The sequence below is a fragment of the Paenibacillus caseinilyticus genome, assembly GCF_027533645.1.
GTDB classification, from domain to species: Bacteria; Bacillota; Bacilli; order Paenibacillales; family NBRC-103111; genus Paenibacillus_G; species Paenibacillus_G caseinilyticus.
On the sequence record NZ_JAQAGY010000025.1, the window covers coordinates 58,656 to 75,999 of the forward strand.

The 17,344-nt window shown below is 40.2% G+C and carries 14 protein-coding genes; 12 read left to right on the forward strand and 2 right to left on the reverse strand.

The annotated features are described in order from the left end of the window. Position 1 precedes the first annotated feature (1 nt). Positions 2–2,428, reverse strand: a complete 2,427-nt coding sequence (locus tag O9H32_RS27035; RefSeq protein ID WP_269869229.1) for an O-antigen ligase family protein — start codon at positions 2,426–2,428, stop codon at positions 2–4. A gap of 73 nt (positions 2,429–2,501) precedes the next feature. Beyond that, positions 2,502–3,497: a Wzz/FepE/Etk N-terminal domain-containing protein gene (locus tag O9H32_RS27040; RefSeq protein ID WP_269869230.1), complete on the reverse strand. Its 996-nt coding sequence runs from the start codon at positions 3,495–3,497 to the stop codon at positions 2,502–2,504. 177 nt (positions 3,498–3,674) lie between these two features. Here O9H32_RS27040 and O9H32_RS27045 point away from each other — a divergent pair, with 177 nt between their 5' ends. From O9H32_RS27045 to O9H32_RS27100, 12 genes are all read left to right on the forward strand, one after another. Further along, a complete protein-coding gene (locus O9H32_RS27045) occupies positions 3,675–4,991 on the forward strand; it encodes an MATE family efflux transporter (RefSeq protein WP_269869231.1) in 1,317 nt (438 codons plus the stop codon). Then, positions 4,992–6,104, forward strand: coding sequence for a glycosyltransferase (locus O9H32_RS27050; RefSeq protein ID WP_269869232.1), 1,113 nt, complete (start codon positions 4,992–4,994; stop codon positions 6,102–6,104). Further along, the gene (locus tag O9H32_RS27055; RefSeq protein WP_269869233.1) at positions 6,094–6,933 is read left to right on the forward strand and encodes a glycosyltransferase family 2 protein; all 840 of its coding nucleotides are present in this window, start codon (positions 6,094–6,096) and stop codon (positions 6,931–6,933) included. Before O9H32_RS27050 ends, O9H32_RS27055 begins: the two co-directional genes overlap by 11 nt. A gap of 21 nt (positions 6,934–6,954) precedes the next feature. Further along, positions 6,955–8,208, forward strand: a complete 1,254-nt coding sequence (locus tag O9H32_RS27060) for an O-antigen ligase family protein (protein ID WP_269869234.1) — start codon at positions 6,955–6,957, stop codon at positions 8,206–8,208. Positions 8,209–8,223: 15 nt separating this feature from the next. After that, entirely contained in the window at positions 8,224–9,294 is a 1,071-nt protein-coding gene (locus tag O9H32_RS27065) for a glycosyltransferase family 4 protein (protein ID WP_269869268.1), read from the forward strand. Then, positions 9,291–10,436, forward strand: coding sequence for a glycosyltransferase family 4 protein (locus O9H32_RS27070; RefSeq protein ID WP_269869235.1), 1,146 nt, complete (start codon positions 9,291–9,293; stop codon positions 10,434–10,436). The genes O9H32_RS27065 and O9H32_RS27070 overlap by 4 nt, the downstream gene beginning before the upstream one ends. Further along, the gene (locus tag O9H32_RS27075; RefSeq protein ID WP_269869236.1) at positions 10,433–11,773 is read left to right on the forward strand and encodes a sugar phosphate nucleotidyltransferase; all 1,341 of its coding nucleotides are present in this window, start codon (positions 10,433–10,435) and stop codon (positions 11,771–11,773) included. The genes O9H32_RS27070 and O9H32_RS27075 overlap by 4 nt, the downstream gene beginning before the upstream one ends. 103 nt (positions 11,774–11,876) lie before the next feature. Further along, entirely contained in the window at positions 11,877–13,280 is a 1,404-nt protein-coding gene (locus tag O9H32_RS27080; protein ID WP_269869237.1) for an undecaprenyl-phosphate glucose phosphotransferase, read from the forward strand. 222 nt (positions 13,281–13,502) lie between these two features. After that, positions 13,503–15,005, forward strand: coding sequence for an outer membrane lipoprotein carrier protein LolA (locus O9H32_RS27085; RefSeq protein WP_406627390.1), 1,503 nt, complete (start codon positions 13,503–13,505; stop codon positions 15,003–15,005). A 197-nt stretch (positions 15,006–15,202) separates the two neighbouring features. Beyond that, complete coding sequence (gene alr / locus O9H32_RS27090; protein ID WP_269869239.1) at positions 15,203–16,387, forward strand: alanine racemase; 1,185 nt, start codon at positions 15,203–15,205, stop codon at positions 16,385–16,387. 248 nt (positions 16,388–16,635) lie between these two features. Continuing rightward, complete coding sequence (locus tag O9H32_RS27095; protein WP_041617724.1) at positions 16,636–16,917, forward strand: CopG family ribbon-helix-helix protein; 282 nt, start codon at positions 16,636–16,638, stop codon at positions 16,915–16,917. A gap of 5 nt (positions 16,918–16,922) precedes the next feature. Beyond that, complete coding sequence (locus O9H32_RS27100) at positions 16,923–17,273, forward strand: type II toxin-antitoxin system PemK/MazF family toxin (RefSeq protein ID WP_269869240.1); 351 nt, start codon at positions 16,923–16,925, stop codon at positions 17,271–17,273. Positions 17,274–17,344: the final 71 nt, after the last annotated feature.

The window sequence follows — 17,344 nt, forward strand, 5'->3', positions numbered from 1 at the left end:
ATTAATTAAAGTTACTGTTTAAAAGTATATCGAGTTGTTGCTTTTCATTAGGATCTTTTTGTATAAGTCTTTCCAGTAATCCTGGGTCATCCTTACCTTGCTTACGAAGGGAGGCAAGATACCAGCGTGCGATAATTGGATCGGCAGGTTCAAAAAACTCGCTATAAATCCTTCTTTTTAAGAACTCCGAAGATTCCTGATATTTACCCTGCATATAATAGATTTGACCAATATTCAGTACAATACTAGGAGATACGAAGAAGTCTCGGCCTTGAAGTTGTCCTTTTGGGAGATTCTTTAATTCTTCCGTTTTATGTTCCACTATTTTAAGAATGTCAAATGCTTTTATCCAATAGCTTTGATTTTTTTTCTCAGCAGATTGTGCTCCATATTCCGTAAGTAATGAGATAGCCTGTTCATATACAGTAAGATCCCATCTATAATTATCTATGCCTTTTAGAGCAGTCTCAATGGCTTTATCATATTCCTTATTATTACGATAAAGCTTAATTTTCTCATTGAACAACTGTCTATTGTACGGTTCATTTTGCTCAAGCATATTGATTAATATTTGAGCTTCAGCCAAATACTTAGGATCTTTTGTTTGGATATAGACTTGGTTCATAATAGAGAGTTTTGTTGCTGTATAGCTAGGGTTTGCTGTTAACTTTATTGCTTCGTTTAAAGGTTTGGAGATTTCCTCCAGAGGTTTCTTCTCAGCAATATATTGAGAAGAAACTCTAAATAAGGAATGTGCCTTGATATAACTAATAGACGTAAAAATAAAGTAGATTGATATTAAACAAAGCAAGATTGGATAAAGATATTGAACCTTTCTAGGAGGATCACCTAACCGAATATCCGAACGGACCTCGGTTGACGAAGCGAAAGAGGCCATTCCACCAAGGCATATAAAAACGATACAGGCAAGGTAAAGGAAGCTCATCTCAAAGTCCAACATGCTATGGAATAAAATGGAAATTGCAAAAATATAAAATATCAAGAGCATTTCATTGTTCTTATCTTTTCTATAAGCTTTTAAAAAAGAATAAAGGATGTAGCCGACGAATAGAAGGAAGACTGTTAACCCGATGATACCAGCCTCAGTTAAGTATTGTAGGAAAAAATTGTGTGCTTCCCTGCTAGTATACGGGTTGTTTTGATATTGCTCATATAAGGTTGCCCAAGCTCCGCCCCCCGCTCCTAGAAAAGGATAGTCTGAAACTAATTTCAAAGCATCCTTAAAAAAGGTTACTCGTTCCAGAACACTATTCTCTTGAAAGTTGATGCTTACTAATCGTTCCTTTAAAGAGGTTGGTAAAACACCAATGAGTGTTGAACTATTCAGTAATATAACAGTGCACACTGACATTAATATAATAAAGGCCGGAATTATCAGATTTGTAAAACGTTTTTCTACCAGCTTATTGAAAGTTTTATCACCATATTTTTTGAACAGTGCTTCTATTATATAAACGAATATTGTGAATAATAGGGAAGTGCCTAAAACATAGGACCAACCAAGCCAAGATTTATGCTCCAATACACTAATTGTAGGTGCTGGGACAGAGGAATTTATTTGAGTTTCAATAATCTTAGAGATTGGAATTCCAATGTCCACAATGGGTTGGAGGACAGCGATACAACAAAGCAAACTTAGAAGGGAATATACAAAGAATCTTATTTGTCTGCGTATATCAAGAAATGGAATGATAGCAAGCACAATGAAGGGGATCAGCACAAAACCTCCCCTTGAATAGGTTAGCATGATCGAAAGCGTTATGGGAACCAACATAAATGAGCAAATAATTTGGATATATTTCTTTTTTGAACTTGAAATGATAAAAAGGGTGCTGAAAAATAATGCGATCAGATATGCGGCATATGCGTTGGCATATTGAAAAACGGCAGTGAGCCGGAAGCCATATTCCGTAATCATGATAGAATGCATATAGTATAAATTTCCAAATATTGTTGAAATGCCAAACCAAACAACAATATACCCAGATACAAGTATTCCGTTCAATATGGTTAAAGCACCAAAAAGACTTTTGGCATAATATAGTGCTAAGAGGAAGAAGGAGGCATAAAGTAACATAGTTAATAGCATATGTTTGTTAAGATGCACTGAAGCAGCATTAGTGAATGATATGAGATAGGAGATGGGGAGCAAAAGAACAAGAAGGCTCAATATGCCGCGTTTATCTAAACGCCAACTTGTAAAAAGGTGTATCGAGAGTAAGAATAAACATGATGCCCCCCAGAACCAGTTAGTATAAATGGGGCCTTCAAAATCTGGTGAACGCCCATTAAACAAACCTTTATAAAAGGGAGAAATAAAGAAGAAGATGAACAAAAATGCCATGGTTAGCCAAAAAATAATTGAGGTTTTTTCTGAGGGCGGGATGCTTGCTTCTCTTTTATACATGATAACACTCCTTGTTTAAGAAAAAAGTCACCATTTAACAACCAATGATGACTTAGATTTGTGTTTAATTGGTTTAGGATTGTTTGAAGAACTCTTTAATATAGATGACGAGCAAACTTAATAATAGAGATACTATAAATGTAATTGCTATATTCAACGATTTTTTTGGTGCCACTGGCGTGGCAGGCGTTAATGCGGGATTGATCATAACTGCTTTAAAACCGTCCGAAAACCAAGAGGTCGAGTTCTTATTAATTATATCTGCAGTCAATTTGCTTTGAATATCATTTGTATGTGTTTCGAATTCTTTAATTCTATCGGAATTGGCCTGGACTTCACTTTTATACTTAGATAGGTTGATGGAGATTTCAGATAGTGTTGAGCTTAGAGATGTGTGCGCTGGATTAATTTCCTCATCTGTATATTGTAATGCTTGGCTATTTTTGCTGCGTTGAATGTCTGTTATGATGCTCTGAAACAGCGGGTCACTTGATAAGGTTTTAATGGTCGTTAATTTTTCGGGAGTTTGCTTCAGCAGAGTAGAGGCATTATCAAACTGACTTTGTGTTTGCTTAAGCAAATCTTCGGATTTTAACAAGTTGTTTTTATAGATTACAATCTTATCATTATAGTCGGAAACTTCAACATTAACACCGACTTGGAGTGCTAAGTAGTTTGCAATATTTCTAGCAATTTCCGCATTAGAAGAACGGATGTTTATAGTAATTAAATTCGAATTTTTCTCTGATTTCACATCAACAATATTTTTTAAAGTGTTGAGATTATAGGATGGCTGTTCTAGATTCAACTTTTGAATCATGTTTGTAAGTGTGTAGTCACTGGTTACTTGTTCTACGTAAGGGGTTAAATCTTTTTGTATAACTTTCTCTGTGTTGTCTTCGAACTGATTGTTGATGATTACCAATGCAGTAGATTCGAATGTGGGCTTAACAATAAAATAGTTGTAAACAATCGAAAAGATAGTAAGGGTTAAAATAATTTGAAGGGCTATTTTTTTATTTTTTCGTATAGTATTTACTATGCTTTTCATGGAAATTGCATTAGCCATATCGATCCTCCTTAATATAATAACTTTTGTATTATACTATATAGAAAAGAGCAATAACAATAAATGTCGAAATGACAAATATTAAAAGTTCAGTAAGTTTGACCTTTGCTTTTTTAGTATGCTAAGCTCTTTAAAAGTCTGCTTATAATACGTCGAAAAATCATGAATTGGTGTGATATGAACTTGATTAAGAGAATTCCTACGTATGCAGTAGTAGCTGGTAGTGCATGGATCAGCCGAATTATTTCGGCCGCTTTACAAATTCTTATTATACGTTTATTAACGGATGTTCTAAGTGCAAGTGAGTATGCTTATTTTGTGCTGCTTACCAGTCTAACAGGATGGTATAATTTAAGCAGTTTTGGTGTTGGGTATAGTCTTCAGAACTATATTTCTGAGCTTAGGGCCAAAGGTGAGGATTATAGAGCCTATATTAGTACCGCATGTCTTATTGTTACTGCCTGGTTGATTATTTTGGTTTTTTTGCTTTATACTGCTAGCACACAATTCGCACCTACATATTTAAAACAATTCGATTTTCTAACAAATGAACTAAAAATAAATAACTTTTTTATCGTGGGAATATTCGGGATTGTAGCTGGCATAACTGGAATAATATATAATATCTGGTACTCCGTTGATAAAGGATACCTATCAAGTATTATTCCTGCAATCTCCGCTATGATCTCATTCGGAAGTGTATATTTTTTATCAAACTTCTCATCCTTAAATGACAAATTGACTCTTTTTCTAATAGTTTATGTAGCACCGGCAGCAATTTTGCCAGGTATTTTTTTTATAAGGACCGCCATAAGATCATGGGGTAAAGGACATACATTTCAAACAATAGCATTCAAGCTAATAATAAAAAGGGCCTTGCAGTTTGGGGTTTTCGGAATAATGGCAGCCGCTGTTGTGCAAATTGATTATATTATCATGTCTCAAAACATTTCGTCTGAGCAAATCGTCATATACAATATAACTACTAAGATATATTCTATCATTGCATTTGTTTATAGTTCTGTATTAACAGCCCTTTGGCCCGAATTTACTAAAATGATATCTAATAATGAATGGATAAAGGTGAGACATTCGGTTGTAAAATACATTACTTTCGGAATAATTTTCTTCGCGATTAGCAGTGTTGTTCTTATTTTTTTAATGCCCTTTATTGTTGGTATTATCTCACCTAAGTTAGACATTGTGGTACCCGTCTCCCTGCTTGTTATTTTGGCTTTATATCATATAGTTCGTATCTGGACGGATACCTACTCGATGGTTCTGCAGAGTATGAGTGACTTGAAAATGATGTGGTTATGGACCCCGGCCCAGATCGTATTAAATGGTGCGTTGCAATTCTTATTGTCAAAGCAGTTTGGGATATACGGAATTGTGTTAGGGTTGATTTTATCTTACCTTCTTACGTTGGGATGGGCTTTGCCTAAACGGTTTTTATATCATGCTAAACAAGACAAAGCAAAAGAGGCTAATTAAATGCGGAAAACCATATTGTTTGTTCTTCCGAATCTTCAAGGTGGAGGTGCGGAAAAGGTCACTCTATCTTTCATAAAGTACTTGGATAAAGATAAATATAAGCCTATTCTATTTCTTTTGAAAAATGAGGGGGTATATTGGAATGATGTTTCTTCGGATGTGGAGGTTCATTACGCTTTAGAATCAGGGCAATCCCTCATGAAAAATGGATTTAGTGTTTTAAAGAAGTTGATATCAGTATCAAAAAGGTGCGACATATTGATAGGTTGTCTTGAACTTATTACCACTTACTTAGTCGTCATCTCAGGGAAATTACTCAAGAAGCCTACGATAGGTTGGGTGCATACCAATCTTAAATATTATCCAACTGCAACAAAGTGGAGCTACAAGTTTTTTACAAAACTATTCTATGGATTACTTGACAAAACTATTTGTGTGTCAGAGGGGGTTCTTCGGGATTTTATAAAAGAGTATCCAAGTATACATGAAACAAAGGTAGTACGTTTATATAATATCTTAGAGCCAGTAGTTATAGATCATCCAGAGAATGAACCATCAGATGAGCAAAAAGATATTCCAACTGTTATTGCTATGGGACGTCTTGTAAAGGAGAAAGGATTTGATACTTTAATTAAAGCTCATTCGGAGTTAATAGCGGAGAAAACCGCTCATTCTTTGTTGATCCTTGGTGAGGGAGAGCAAAGAGAATCACTGGAAGAGTTGATTCGGGAGCTACGGGTAGATAAAACAGTTACCCTCCAAGGGTTTGTTCCTAATCCTAATGAGTATCTATTAGAAGCGGATATATTTGTGTTAAGCTCAAGGTTTGAAGGCTTCGGGATGGTTATCCTAGAAGCAATGGCAGCGGGGGTTCCGGTAGTTGCTACAAATTGTGATGGTCCTATTGAAATATTGGAGAATGGCACACACGGTAAATTAGTTCCAATTGATGACATTAACGCCCTTAAACAAGCTATTAAGACATTGCTAAATAGTGATAAGGTAAGAGGGGCGTTTATTTCTAGTGGGCTAGAAAGAGTCAAGGATTTTTATCCGAGTAAAGTAATGCCACAATTCGAGATGATTATAAGAGAGGTACAAGATGAAAATTAGTTTGGTTTTGGCTACGTTGGGAAGTCGACACGACGAGATTATACGGCTACTTGAGTCACTTGATAATCAAAGTTATAAGAATTTCGAATTAATTGTAGTTGATCAGAATGAAGACGATGCTTTACGAAATCTACTCTTACTTTATAATGATAAATTTAAATGGCAGTATGTAAAAAGTGAGAAAGGTCTATCATTGTCAAGAAATAATGGATTAAAGTATGTCTCAGGAGATATTATTTGTTTTCCTGATGATGATTGTTGGTTCAATGAGCAAGTTTTGCAAAGGGTTGTTAACACTTTTCAAAATAATAGCTCTTTCGATGGTCTAACTGGAGGCTGTTTCGAACCAGATGGAAGTGGAAATATCGCTAAATTTGACAGCGAGAATGGATATGTTGATTTTTATAGCGTGTGGACTAAAGCAGTGTCTTGTACTATTTTTCTTAAGAAAAATGTTTTGGATACAGTTGGTGGATTTGATACAAATTTGGGGGTCGGTGCCAAAACTCCTTTTAAATCTGGAGAAGAAACAGATCTTATGATTAGAGTAATTAAAAGTGAATTTACAGTGTTTTATGACTCGGAGCTAATAGTGTACCATCCTAATCCAATTATCGAATATGATGCTAGAACATATGGTAGAGCATACACTTATGGATGCGGTTTTGGGCAAGTGTTAAAAAAACATTCGTATCCATTAATGTTCGTACTAAAATGCTTGATCCGGCCAATGGGTGGATCTATATTAAATCTGATAACTTTTAATACATCAAAAGCAAAATACCATCTTAATGTTTTTAAAGGGAGAGTCTATGGTTACACACACTAAGAATCTAGTAGAGGGTTTAGCATGAAAACTTCTAAACTCTCTTTCTATTTATATATTATGTCAGTGTTTTTAATACCTCTATCTCCTGCAACGAAGCTAATTCTTGGTATGGAGAACCTAACATGGGTAGATCCATCATTAATTTTATGTATGCTAGGCGTAATAATTCTAATTATGACTGATCAAATTAAGGTATATCAAAGAAGCTATTTGATATTATCAATTATGACGTTTATATTAATTTATTTCATCGGTGCTTTAATAAATGGTTCTCGTTTAGAAAGTATCTCAGTAGGGGAAATAATTCGAGAACCGCTCAAGTTATTATTATGTCTATGTATGACATATCTTACCTATGTGTTTACAAATCAAAATGAAGACCGAGTGACCATATTTTATTATTTTGGGACAGGTGCTATTTTACAGTTTTGTTTTGCTGTCTATTTAATTCTAGCTTATTATTTAAATCTACCTTTGCTTCCCCCAATGAAAGAATATATTGTTGACTATGTTGGACGTCAATCGTTATGGATTACCCCCCCTATTCCTAGGTTGGGAGGAACGTTCATTGAGAGTCCCCCCTTCGGTCTTTATATGTTAGTCGTGTTATTCTGCGCCACCCTTTTCTACAAATACTCTAAAAATATCTTCGCATTGGTAGTAATTATTATCGGTCTTTTGGGTGCAGTATTTTCATTAGCAGATCAAATATTAGTGGCTCTTCTAGTTAGCTTTTGTTTAATATTCATCTCTCTTGAGAAAGTAAGGAAGTCCTTTTTTATGCCAGTATTGGTAGTATATGCTGCGGTTTTGGTGGCAGTAGTTACTATTCTGGTTATGCCACATTTTCAAAACAAAATAGAGGAAATATCTAATATTAATCAATCTTCTGTTGGAGAAAGAACATTCCATATTTTATTTTCTTTAAAAATGCTATTTAATGATATTTTGACATTCTTAATTGGCTTAGGACCCGGACTTTATGGAAAATATGCTACTACTACGGGTTATTATCCTGATACGGTTACCCCCCAGGTTACAATTATTGAGATTCTTGTAGAAACAGGGGTTTTAGGGTTTGCTATATTCGCTTGTTTACTAGTTCTTACATTGAGAAGGATGTTAAGGCTTCATTCCATGTATGGGATAGCTGTATTCGTTGGTCTTTTTTTAGCAATTGCTGCTCAAGCCACATGGAAGTGGAGTAGTGTGTTTTTTTTAATTCCTTTTGTATTGTCCTTTAAAACACAGTTGGAACCCACAAATTTGGAGTGATTTATTTTGAAAAAAGTGGCTGTAGACGTTAGAATGATTAATGCTTCCGGAATAGGTACGTATATTTCAAATTTGTTGCCTCTTATTATAGAGAGCAATCCAGAAATCCATTTTTACTTGTTGGGTGATTCATCAAGTATTGAAAGAAAACAGTGGAATCTATCGAACATTTCAGTAATAAAAATGCAGAGCCCTATTTATTCTATAGCGGAACAAAAAGAGTTTACTCGTAAAATTCCCAAAGATATTAATTTATTTTGGTCTCCTCACTTTAATATACCGCTTTTTTATCGCGGCAAATTAATTGTTACAATTCATGATTTATTCCACCTAGCTAATCCAAAGTTCACCACAGTTCCACAAAGGATTTATGCGAAAATATTTTTTAATGCTTTGCGTAAGAAAGCTGATAAAATTATGTTTGTTTCCGAGTTCAGTAGAAGTGAATATACAAAATATCTTGGTGCCTCGTCAAAAGATTGCGTAACGCATATTGGTGTGGATTCTAGCTGGCTTCACTTTACAAAACTCGGTAAATGCAATAATAAACCATTCATACTTTATGTGGGGAATGTTAAACCTCACAAAAATTTAATGTCGTTACTAAGTGCTTATGAGAGAATAGCCGATAAAGTTATACATGACTTGATTATCGTGGGGAAAAAAGAAGGTTTCATTACAGGAGATACGCAAGTCTCTAAAAAAGCAGAGATGCTCGGGGAAAGAGTTAAATTTACAGGATATATTGAGGAAAGCACCCTTAAAAATTACTTTTCAAACGCAGACCTTTTAGTGTTTCCTTCTTTCTATGAAGGTTTTGGTTTACCTCCACTAGAAGCAATGGCTGTTGGATGCCCTACCGTTGTTTCCACTGCCGCTTCTATTCCTGAAGTGTGTGCTGATGCTTCTCTATACTTTGATCCGCACGATGCGGGAAGTATTGCTGAAAAAATATTGCTAGTGTTAAACGATAATGAGATTAGGGGAGAATTAATTCTTAAAGGTAAAGAAAGGGCTGCTTTATTTACTTGGGAGAAATGTGCAGCAAAAACAAACGAGCTGATTAGAGGAGTATTGGAACAATGAAAGTAGCATTAATTCACGAATGGATAGTTAATTATGCGGGTTCAGAGAGGGTACTAGAGCAACTCGTTTCATTATTTCCTCAAGCGGATATTTTCTGTGTAGTTGATTTTTTGCCTGATGGAGAAAGAGGGTTTATTAATAACAAAAAGACAAACGTGACTTTTATTCAAAAGCTACCATTTGCAAAAAAAAAATTCAGGAATTATTTGCCTCTCATGCCATTAGCTATTGAACAACTAGACTTATCTGAATATAATCTTGTAATTTCTAGCTCTCATGCAGTAGCGAAAGGCGTCATAACCGGCCCTAATACATTACATATCTCTTATGTTCATTCTCCTATGAGATATGCATGGGATTTACAACATCAATATCTCAGGGAGACAAAGCTGGACAAAGGGATGAAAGGAATAATAACAAGAGTAATCCTTCATTATCTACGCTTATGGGATTATAGAAGTGCAAATGGTGTCGATGTGTTTTTGGCTAACTCTGATTTTATCTCAAGAAGAATAAAAAAAGCTTACCGAAGAGATGCGACAGTAGTATATCCGCCTGTAGGCGTGGATTTATTTGAGGTTAACGAAATTAAAGAAGATTTCTATTTAACGGCTTCTAGAATGGTGCCGTATAAAAAAATGGATTTAATTGTTGAAACATTTTCAACTATGGAGGATAAAAAACTTGTTGTTATCGGAGACGGGCCAGAATTCGATAAAATAAAACAAAAAGCAGGTAAAAATGTAACTTTGTTAGGTTACCAAGAATTCTCTGTATTAAAATCCTATATGCAAAAGGCTAAAGCTTTTATTTTCGCTGCCGAGGAAGACTTTGGAATCATACCTGTTGAGGCGCAAGCATGTGGTACTCCAGTGATAGCATTTGGTAAAGGAGGAGCGCTTGAGACTGTAATTGGATTAGAATCTGAAAAACCAACAGGTGTCTTTTTTTACGAGCAAACCACAGCTTCCTTAACTGATGCAATTAATAATTTTGAGGCTAATATTGAACGCTTTTTTGCTCAAAGTTGTAGAGATAATTCTCTGAGGTTTTCTGTAGAGACTTTTAAAAAAAATATTCAACATATTATTGAGAATGAATATAGGGAATTTCTAAGACGTGATAAGGAAGTGTCCGAATGAAACTTATACTACTGTCGGGTGGATCAGGTCAACGGTTGTGGCCTCTATCTAATGATATAAGATCAAAGCAATTTATAAAACTGTTGAGATCCTCCGACGGTAAGATGGAATCTATGGTCCAGAGAGTGTGGGGGCAGTTAGAGAAAACCGACCTACATCACCAAGCCTACATAGCTACGGGTAAGTCTCAAGTAGGGATTCTCCAGAATCAATTAGGAATGGAGATTCCTTTAATAATAGAACCTAGTAGGATGGATACTTTTCCGGCGGTTGCTTTAGCAGCCGCGTATCTTTTTTCAGAAAAAAAAGTAGATCTTGATGAAGTGGTTATTGTTCTACCGGTTGACCCCTATGTGGAAGATGGATTTTACAAAAAGTTATTTGAGTTGGAAAAGTACTTGATTGAAGAAAAGACAGATATCGCATTATTGGGCGTGAAACCTTCTTTCCCTTCTGAAAAGTATGGTTATATAGTCCCTACAAACTCTAATGCTGATAATCCTTGGCTTTATGTTTCAGCGTTTAAAGAAAAACCTTCTGAAGCTACTGCTAAGGAGCTAATTGACTCGGGGGCGTTGTGGAATTGTGGGATTTTTGCCTTTAAACTGGGGTATTTATTGTCTATACTGAATAAAATGGATGTAATACCTGAATTCAATAAAATGACCGGAATATATAATGATTTACCTAAAATTAGTTTTGACTATGAAGTTGTTGAAAAAGCCAAGAATATTATTGTCGTGCCTTATGATGGACAATGGAAGGATCTTGGTACTTGGAATACTATAACTGAGGAAATGGGAGAGCGGGTAATTGGAAGAGGAACTTTAGAACACTCGCCTAATACACACATTGTAAATGAGTTAGATATTCCAACCGTAGTCCTAGGCATAGAAAATGCCGTAGTAATCAGTAGTCCTGATGGTATTTTGGTTGCTGATAAAAGCTTGAGTCCCAAAATTAAAGGTTATATTCCACAAGACATCGACAGGGTCATGTATGAAGAGAGACATTGGGGTATGTCAAAGACATTAGAATATAGAAAAGTGGATGGACAAGAGGAAATTCTAACAAAAAGAATACTAATCAGAAAGGATAAAAATATAAGCGTGCATTATCATAAATGCAGGAGAGAAATTTGGACCATTTTACATGGAGAATGTGAAATTCTTCTTGGGAATGAAAAATTAATATTATCTTCTGGGGATACTTTGAAAATAATGCCTAATATAATCCATAGCATAAGAGCACTAACTGATTTAGAATTTATAGAAATTCAATGTGGTTCAGAACTGACGGAAGAAGATGTTTATAGAATATCGTTGGAATGGTTATAGACGGCATTGTATTATTTACTAACGCTAAATAAATGATTGCTATTTGTATTTATGGTATAGTTAGACTATAACTTATTATTAAAAGAATTTAGGTGATAAAAGAATGTTGAGAGGTAAGGATAAATTCCTGTCTCAAGTTTATGCTCTTACAGATTTTATTGCTGTTAACCTTGTTTTTTTCTTGGCATGGTGGATTAAATTTATCAGTGGCATTTTTGTTATTGAGATACCGCTGCCCTTGGAAACGTACTATTTATGGACTTTAATATATGCCATAATCTCAGTGCCATTAGGGTATTTTTATAGACTTTACTCCTCTGATCGTAAACGAAAAGAAGGTTTTGGGTATGAAGTGTACAAAGTTTTACAAGTCAATCTGAGCAGTCTATTAATCCTGCTTAGTTTGTTGTTTATATTTAGAGAAATTGATATTTCCAGGTATTTCCTGGCGGTTTTTGTAACTGCTAACGTCGGATTTGTTATTCTTTACAGATATTTTGTGAAAATAACACTTAAGATGGTTAGAAGAAAGGGTTATAATAGACGCTATGTGCTAATCCTAGGTGCGGGTAGTTTGGGGAAGAAATTTTTGGAAAACATGGCACTTCACCGTGAAATAGGGTATGAAGTTGTTGGATTCCTTGATGATTTTCACGCTAGCCTGCCGAATAGTAAAAAACCAATCTTAGGGAAAATAGATGATCTTGAGAATATCTTCAATCAGACAATAATAGACGAAGTTGTTATTGCATTGCCATTAGAAGCTCACCATAAGATTGGGTCAATCATCGAAAGATGTGAAAAGTTTGGTACAAAGGCTTTAATCATACCGGACTATTATGATTACTTGCCTGCAAGGCCTTATTTTGAGAATTTTGTGGGACTTCCGATAATTAACGTCCGTGATATTCCTCTTGATGACATTGCGAACAGAATGGTTAAAAGAGCTTTTGATATCGCGTTCTCTTTAACTGCAATACTTGCATTGTTACCGTTGATGATTCTGATAGGTGTAGGTGTAAAGGTAACTTCCCCGGGTCCAATTATTTTTAGGCAGGAAAGAGTTGGGTTAAATAGGCGGACATTTGAAATGTATAAATTTAGATCTATGAGATCACTCCCTCCGGGGACAGTGGATACAGGATGGACAGTTGAAAATGATCCTCGAAAAACGAAGTTTGGATCTTTTCTAAGAAAAACCAGTCTAGATGAATTGCCTCAGTTTTTTAACGTTTTGTTTGGCCATATGAGTGTTGTCGGTCCAAGACCCGAACGACCTTACTACGTAGAGCAGTTCAAGGAAGAAATTCCTAAGTATATGGTTAAACATCATATAAGGCCCGGGATTACGGGCTGGGCACAATCAAATGGTCTACGAGGTGATACGTCTATTGAGGATCGTATTAATCATGACATCTTCTACATCGAGAACTGGAGCTTCCTCTTCGACATCAAGATTATCTGGAAGACAATCGTCAACGGATTCGTCAACAAGAACGCTTATTAAACAGCAGCAGGCTCAGCGGCACAGACTCCATAGCACTTATCCTATATGTTATACACCTGTAACCAACTGGTTACAGGTGTTTTTCTTTTCCCCCGACTCCTTGTCTGCATAATGGGCCAAGTCCCCACATAGACATGTTATCAGATGGATTCTTGACTATGGCGTGGAGGGGATGAAGGAATGCGGCGGTATACATGGGTAGTCGCCCTTGTGATGTTGTGTATGGCCTTGGTGGTAACCGGCTGCGGAGGGAAGAAGGATGCGGGTTCGATCGTAAAGGATCTGGACGAGACGGTCGCCAAGATGCAGAGCTATCATGGCAAAGGGGTCATGAAGCTGAACACTAGCGCGGAAGCGCAGGAGTATAACGTGGAAGTGTGCTATCAGGCTCCTTCGTATTATCGAATCTCGCTGACGAATGCCAAGAAGGATATCACGCAGATTGTACTTCGCAATGATGACGGGGTGTTCGTACTGACGCCGCATCTGAACAAGAGCTTCCGGTTCCAAAGCGACTGGCCGGAGAACCAGGGTCAAGTGTACTTATACCAATCTCTCGTGGGGAGTATTGTAACGGATGCGGACCGCCAGTTCGCGGAAGATGAGAAGGCGTTCGTGTTCGACGTCGCGGCGAATTATCAGAATAACTCGTTGGTGCGGCAGAAGATCTGGCTTGATAAGAAGACCTATCAGCCGCAGCACGTGGAAGTATCGGACGCGAGCGCGAATGTGATGGTTGAACTCAGCTTCAGCGAGTTTCAATTCGATGCGAAGTTCGATAAAGCCCAGTTCGAGATGCAGCACAACATGACGGGCTGGCAGACGAAGACGCTTCCTACGATGAAGCATGAGGATACGGGCAAAGACAAGGCTGGCGACGCTTCGAGCGCGAATGCTTCGGGTCAGGCGAACGGCGCAGCAGCGGGCGATACGGCCGCTGCAGGCAAGAACGATGCAGCAGCGGGCGATAAGGCCGCAGCGGACAAGAACGGCGCAGCAGAGGGCGGTACAGCCGTAACAGGTACGAACGGCGCAGCAGCGGGTGGTACAGCCGCAACTGGCACGAACGGCGCAGCAGCGGGTGGTACAGCCGGAGCAGGCACAAACGGCGCAGCAGCGGGTGGTACAGCCGCAACTGGCACGAACGGCGCAGCAGCCGGCGGTACAGCCGTAACAGGTACGAACGGCGCAGCATCGGGCGATACGGCCGCTGCAGGCAAGAACGGCGCAGCAGCCGGCGGCACGGCCGCAGAGGGCACTCACGGCGCCTCGGGGGCCGCTGATGCCCATGGCACGGCCGCCTCCGGCAAAGCAGCCGACACGGGCACTGCTCCTGCCGCGGCAGGCAGTACACCGGCAGCGCCCGGATCCGCCGCGAAGCCAACATCGTCGTTCGGCGTCATCGAGCCGCACTATCTGCCTAGCGGCGTGAAGCGCCAAGACATGACGGAGGTCAAGCTTGGCGAAGACAAGGCCGTGATGCTCCGCTACTCCGGCACTTACAACTTCACGCTGCTGGAGTCGCGTCCGACGACCAAGGAAGTGTCCTACCTGCCGGGCGATATTCTGGATCTCGGCTTCACGCTTGGCGTGGTGACGGGCGATGCCAAGAAGACGCTGGTCTGGACTTCTGAGGGCGTAGAATTCCGTCTCTCCACAGGCGACCTGCCGCAAGATGAGATGATCAAAGTCGCCCAGGCGGTACAGGGCGAATTGGGCAAATAAACCGTTCGGATCACCGGTTTCCGGGCACACCCGCCACCGAATTTCCAATTTCTACGTTGACAGGGTGCGGTGGAACGGATTAACATGGATTTAGCGATTGACCATCCAGGGAAGCTCTTTTCGGGACGCCTTATCAGGCCCGAAGGGAGGCTTCCCTGGGTTGTGTAAGATCTATAGAGGCCAAAGAAGGTGAATTCATGGATTCGTTTTACCGGCCTACGCGGGTGGAGATCTCCCTGGATGCTTTGCGCCACAACATCGGGGAGTTCCGCAGAGTACTGCCGGAGCAGGTGCGGATGATGGCAGTGGTCAAAGCGGATGCGTACGGACACGGTGCGGTCGAGGTATGCCGGGAAGTGCTGCAGTGCGGTGTGGAATACATCGCGGTAGCTTTTCTGGACGAAGGCCTGGAGCTTCGGAAGGCGGGCATCAGCGCCCCGATTCTTGTGCTCGGGTACACGCCTCCGGAAGGGCTGGAGACGGCCTGGAGCCATGACATCACGCTCAACCTGTATACGGATGAACTTCTGGATGCCTGGGAGCGTCTCGGACCGCGGGAGCGGCCGCTGCGCATTCACATCAAGATTGACTCGGGCATGAACCGGATCGGCGTAGCAGGGGAAGAGCAGGCGGTAGCGCTGATCGACCGGGCCTTGGGCATTGCAGGACTGCAGGTAGAAGGGTTGTTCACCCATTATGCCTGTGCGGACGAAGAGAACAAAAGCTATACGATCGAGCAGTATACCCGTTTCTCGGCTGTGGTAGAGCATTTCCGCGGCCGTGGTATCGAGTTTCCCTACATTCATGCCGGCAACAGTGCAGCCGCCATCGATACGCCGGAGCTCACTTATAACATGGTGCGGCTCGGCATCTCCATGTATGGTCTTTATCCATCGGAGGAAGTCGGCAAGGAGCGGGTCGATCTGCATCCGGTGCTCAGCATCAAGACGGGTGTTGTGATGCTGAAGCAGGTGCCTGCCGGGGAGGGGATCAGCTATGGAGCTGTGTACCGGCCCCAGGTTGAGGAAACGATCGCCACACTGCCAATCGGGTATGCAGACGGTTTCTCGCGTATGCTGACGGGCAAAGCCGAGGCATTGATCCGCGGCAGGCGCGTGCCGATTGTCGGAAGAATTTGCATGGACCAGTGTATGATGAACGTTACGCCCCTTGCCGATATTTCTAGTGAGGAAGAAGTCGTCATATTAGGAAGGCAGGGGGGTGAGACCATCTCGGCGGAAGAGCATGCGCAGTGGCTCGGTACAGTCAATTACGAAGTCGTCTGCATGATCTCTCACCGAGTCCCTCGGATGTATATCCGCGGGGGGCAAGTGGTCTCTACCATTAATCCGCTGCTGCGGCATTTGTGGGAACGGAAGTAAGGCAAGGCGTCCGGAATTGCAGGGAATGACGGGCGGTGTCGAAAGGTTTTCATTTCCATCGACTTTTTTTGGAGCCCTGAGAGGATTTTCATGTTTTGCCGCGAATATGTAGGGAGACATGGTTTGAGGAGCCTCCCGGTATAACATATCCGCTATACTCTGTGCATATATTGCTTTTGTATATATTTACAGAACTTTTGCCATAATGGAAGTAGGGTGCTTGTATGTTTTTGGGGGTGCATGATCAGGTGGCCAATGTGCAGAATACGAAACGAATTATGATCAGTTTACCGGACCATTTGCTGCAGGAGGTGGACTATCTCGTGGAAAAGGAAAATTCCAATCGGAGCGAGTTCATCCGTCAAGCGATGAAACTTTATTTGACTGAGCGCAAAAAGAGGCATTTGCGCGAAACGATGCAGCGCGGATACATGGAAATGGCTAAGATCAATCTTCACATGGCCTCGGAAGCATTCCAAGCGGAGGAAGAGGCGGATACTACGCTTGACCGTCTGGTGAGCGGGGTGTGACTCGGTTGATTGTCAAACGTGGCGATGTCTTTTTCGCAGATCTGTCCCCCGTCGTGGGGTCCGAGCAGGGCGGTATCCGGCCCGTTCTGATCATTCAGAATGATATCGGTAACAGGTTCAGTCCCACGGTCATCGTGGCGGCCATTACGGCCCAGATTCAAAAAGCCAAGCTGCCCACGCATGTGGAGATCGACGCGGAAGCGCACGGGTTTGACCGGGATTCCGTCATCCTTTTGGAGCAGATTCGCACCATAGACAAACAACGTCTTACAGATAAGATTACCCATCTGGATGAAGAAACCATGCGCAAGGTCGATGACTCACTGCAGATTAGTGTAGGACTGATTGAATTTTAACATGTTATGCCAGCCGGAGGCGGGGGTGCGTATGCTCCTGCTTTTTCGCTGTATAACCGGCAGGATTCGAG